Below are 3,488 nucleotides of genomic sequence, written 5' to 3' on the forward strand. Positions count from 1 at the left end.
GGTCTTGGGCAGGGAAATGCCGGGCAGATAGCGGGCATTTTCGTGGGTGGCGGCCATGGCGGCCGCTTGCGCGGCTTCGCGCGCCCAGAGCTGGGTGGGGTGGCGGCGGCTGGCGGCCGCCGCCAGGGCGGTGCCCCAACTGCCCGCTCCCAGGACGGCGACGCGCAGGCGCGGCTCGGCGGGTTGGTTCATGGGGCGCCGCGGGGTGCTTACTGGCGGGGGGCGCCGGGGGGCAGAATGATGCCCGATTCGGCGCCGTTGGCGCCGGCGGCCTGCTGCTGTTGCAGTTCGGCGATGCGCTGCTCGTACAGGGCCTGGAAGTTGACTTCGGTCAGGTGCAGCGGCGGCATCGAGGTGCGGGTGATCGCGTCGGCGACGTTGGCGCGCAGGTACGGGTACAGCATCGTGGGGCAGACAATGCCCAGCAGCGGATCGAGTTGCTCTTCGGGGATGTTGGCCGCTTCGAAGATGCCGGCTTGCGTGCCTTCGACCAGGTACACGACCTTGTCGTTGATGCGCGTGGTGACGGTGACGGTGACCGTGGTTTCGAACACGGTTTCGGCCAGGCGCTGGCCGCCCACGGTGATGCTCACTTCGACCTGGGGCGCTTCCTGCTCCAGGAACACGTGAGGCGCGTTCGGCATTTCCAGCGAAAGGTCTTTCAGGTAGACGCGCTGCAGATTGAACGAGGGCGCGTCGTTGCCGCCTTCTTGCTGGGTGTTTTGGTCTTGATCAGCCATGAGTGTTTCCGTTGGTGGGGGAGGCAAAAAGGGGCGATTAGCCGTTCAGCAAGGGGGTGAGTCCACCCGAGCGGTCCAGGGCTATCAGGTCGTCGCAACCGCCGACATGGGTATCGCCGATGAAGATCTGCGGGACGGTGCGCCGGCCGGTGCGTTCGATCATGACATCGCGCTGGGACGGTTCGCGGTCGATCTGGATGATTTCCAGGTCGGCCACGCCACGCTGCTCGAGCAGCGCCTTGGCGCGGGAGCAATAGGGGCAATAGTCCTTGCTGTACATGACGACTTTGTTCATAGGGCGCTCCTGTGGGTACAAGAATAGGTAGATGGGGGCGAGTCCCCCTGCTTCAACCCTTCTGGGTTACCGGCAGGCTGGCGGCCGACCAGGCACGCATGCCGCCTTCAAGCGGCACGACGTCGGTGAATCCCTGGGCGCGCAGCTTGGCGGCGGCGCGGGCCGAATCGCGGCCATTGTCGCAAACCACCACCAGCGGCTTGTTCTTGGGCAGCGAGCCGGCCTTCTGCTCGATGTCGGCTGCCGGCACGTTTCGTGCCTGAGCGATATGACCGGCCTGGAATTGCTCGACGGGGCGCACGTCAACCCACACGGCATTGCGCTGGTTGACCATCTGGATGGCTTCAGTCGTGCTGATGGCGGACCCGGTCCGGCCCTTGCGCAGGGCGGGAATGATCAGCATCACGCCGGAAACGACGGCGACGGCGACGATGAAGATGTTGTTTTTATCGAGCAAGAATTGCAAAAGGTCCACGAAGGCTTCCTGTAGTACGTCGGCGGGCGCTACGTCGGCTTGCGGGTGGGCAAGTCTTCCGGCCAGCCTGGTAGGGGCGAACCCTGATGCGACGCGTCCAGGACATGGACGCGGTGCGCCGGGGCAAAATCACGGGCAAAATCACTCAATTATAAAATGAGCGCATTCCTTAACCATCCTCCAACTTTAACCCGCCCGGCGGGCGCCCCAAACCATGCACAAACTCGTACTGATGCGCCACGGCGAAAGCCAGTGGAATCTTGAAAACCGTTTCACCGGCTGGACCGACGTCGACCTGACCGACACCGGCCGCGAACAGGCCCGCAAGGCGGGCGAACTGCTCAAGAAAGAAGGCTTCACCTTCGACCTGGCCTACACCTCGGTCCTCAAGCGCGCCATCCGCACCCTGTGGATCGCCCTGGACGCCATGGACGCCATGTACACCCCGGTCGGCGTGAACTGGCGCCTGAACGAACGCCACTACGGCGCCCTGCAGGGCCTGAACAAGTCCGAAACCGCCGCCAAGTACGGCGACGAGCAGGTCCTGATCTGGCGCCGCGCCTACGCCATCGCCCCGGAGCCGCTGTCGCTGGACGACGAACGCCACCCGCGCTTTGACAGCCGCTACGCCAAGATCCCGGCCGACCAGCTGCCCGCCACCGAGTGCCTGAAAGACACCGTGGCACGCGTGCTGCCGTTCTGGAACGACTCCATCGCCCCGGCCATCCGCTCCGGCCGCAACGTGCTGATCGCCGCCCACGGCAACAGCCTGCGCGCCCTCATCAAGCACCTGGACAACGTGTCTGACGACGACATCGTCAACCTGAACATCCCGACCGGCCAGCCGCTGGTATACGAACTGGATGATGACCTGCGTCCGATCCGCCACTATTATCTGGGCGATGCCGCCGAGATCGAGGCGGCCATGGCTGCGGTCGCGGCTCAGGGCAAGGCCAAGAAGGACTGATATCTCTATGCGTCGCACGGCGGGGTTGTTGTTGGCGGTCATGTTGGCCAGTGGGACGCTGCCTGCGCGCGCCGCGCCCAGTGACCTCGCCGGGCGTCAGTCCGACGCCGAAAAGCAGCAGGCCGCCTTGCGCGACCGCATCGAGAGTCTGCAAAAGGACATCGACGACCGCGAGGCGGCCCGCAAAGAGGCCGCCGACGCGCTCAAGCAGTCGGAATCGTCGATTTCCCGCATCAACCTGCGCCTGAAGGAACTGGCCGACGCCAACCGCAAGGCGACGGCCGATCTCGCGTCGCTGGAAAAGCAGATCACCGCGCAGGAGGCCGTGCTGGCCAAGCGCCGCGTCGAACTGGCCGACCAGCTGCGCACCCAATACACCAGCGGCCTGTCGCCCTGGACGGCGCTGCTCTCAGGCGACGATCCCCAGGTGCTGGGCCGCAATCTGGGCTATCTGGATTACGTGTCCCGCGCCCGGGCCGACGCCGTGAAGGCGCTGCGGACCGACATCGACCGGCTGGCCGCCCTGCAGGCGCAGGCCGACGAACGCCGCGCCGAAATCGAAAAGGGGGTCGCCGAAACCTCCGAACAGAAAACCGCGCTGGTCGCGCAGCAAAAAGAGCGCGCCAGCCTGCTTGCCCAGCTCGAAGGCCAGATCGCAGCCCAGCGCGCCGAGGCCAACAAGCTCGGCCGCGACGATCAGCGCCTGTCGCGGCTGATCACCGATCTGGACGCGGCCATCGCCAAGCAGATCGAGGAAGCCCGCAAGGCCGAAGAAGCGCGCAAGCGCGCCGAAGAAGCCCGTCGTGCCGAGGAAGCGCGCCGCGCGGCTGAAGAAGCCCGCCGCGCCGCCGAAGAGGCCAAAAAGCGCGCCGAGGCCGAACGCCGGTCGCAGGACGCCCGCCGCAAGGCAGAGGCAGACCGCAAGGCCGCCGAAGACGGCGCGCGCCGCGACAGCGAAGCCCGCGAGGCCGCCCAGGCGCGCGAACAGGTCGAAGCGGCAGCTCAGAAGAA

5 protein-coding genes and 1 pseudogene are annotated in these 3,488 nt (G+C 66.2%); 2 read left to right on the top strand and 4 right to left on the bottom strand.

Annotated elements, in window-relative coordinates; translation table 11 throughout:
- The 4 genes and pseudogenes from B3446_RS06125 to B3446_RS06140 form a co-directional block, all read right to left on the bottom strand.
- Nucleotides 1–192: pseudogene (locus B3446_RS06125) on the bottom strand (glycerol-3-phosphate dehydrogenase); the annotation flags it as partial.
- Between the two features lie 17 nt (nucleotides 193–209).
- Nucleotides 210–740: a protein-export chaperone SecB gene (gene secB, locus B3446_RS06130; protein ID WP_291378454.1), complete on the bottom strand. Its 531-nt coding sequence runs from the start codon at nucleotides 738–740 to the stop codon at nucleotides 210–212.
- Between the two features lie 37 nt (nucleotides 741–777).
- Entirely contained in the window at nucleotides 778–1,035 is a 258-nt protein-coding gene (gene grxC, locus B3446_RS06135; RefSeq protein ID WP_175122080.1) for a glutaredoxin 3, read from the bottom strand.
- A gap of 52 nt (nucleotides 1,036–1,087) precedes the next feature.
- Nucleotides 1,088–1,510: a rhodanese-like domain-containing protein gene (locus B3446_RS06140; RefSeq protein ID WP_191578414.1), complete on the bottom strand. Its 423-nt coding sequence runs from the start codon at nucleotides 1,508–1,510 to the stop codon at nucleotides 1,088–1,090.
- A 214-nt stretch (nucleotides 1,511–1,724) separates the two neighbouring features.
- Between B3446_RS06140 and gpmA the strand changes: the two genes are divergently transcribed.
- Together gpmA and B3446_RS06150 are read left to right on the top strand one after the other, a co-directional pair.
- Entirely contained in the window at nucleotides 1,725–2,477 is a 753-nt protein-coding gene (gene gpmA, locus B3446_RS06145; RefSeq protein ID WP_191578413.1) for a 2,3-diphosphoglycerate-dependent phosphoglycerate mutase, read from the top strand.
- Between the two features lie 7 nt (nucleotides 2,478–2,484).
- A partial coding sequence (locus B3446_RS06150) for a murein hydrolase activator EnvC family protein (protein ID WP_414632402.1) occupies nucleotides 2,485–3,488 on the top strand: 1,004 nt, incomplete at its 3' end.

Source organism: Achromobacter sp. UBA5777 (assembly GCF_002418565.1).
GTDB classification, from domain to species: Bacteria; Pseudomonadota; Gammaproteobacteria; order Burkholderiales; family Burkholderiaceae_B; genus Achromobacter; species Achromobacter animicus.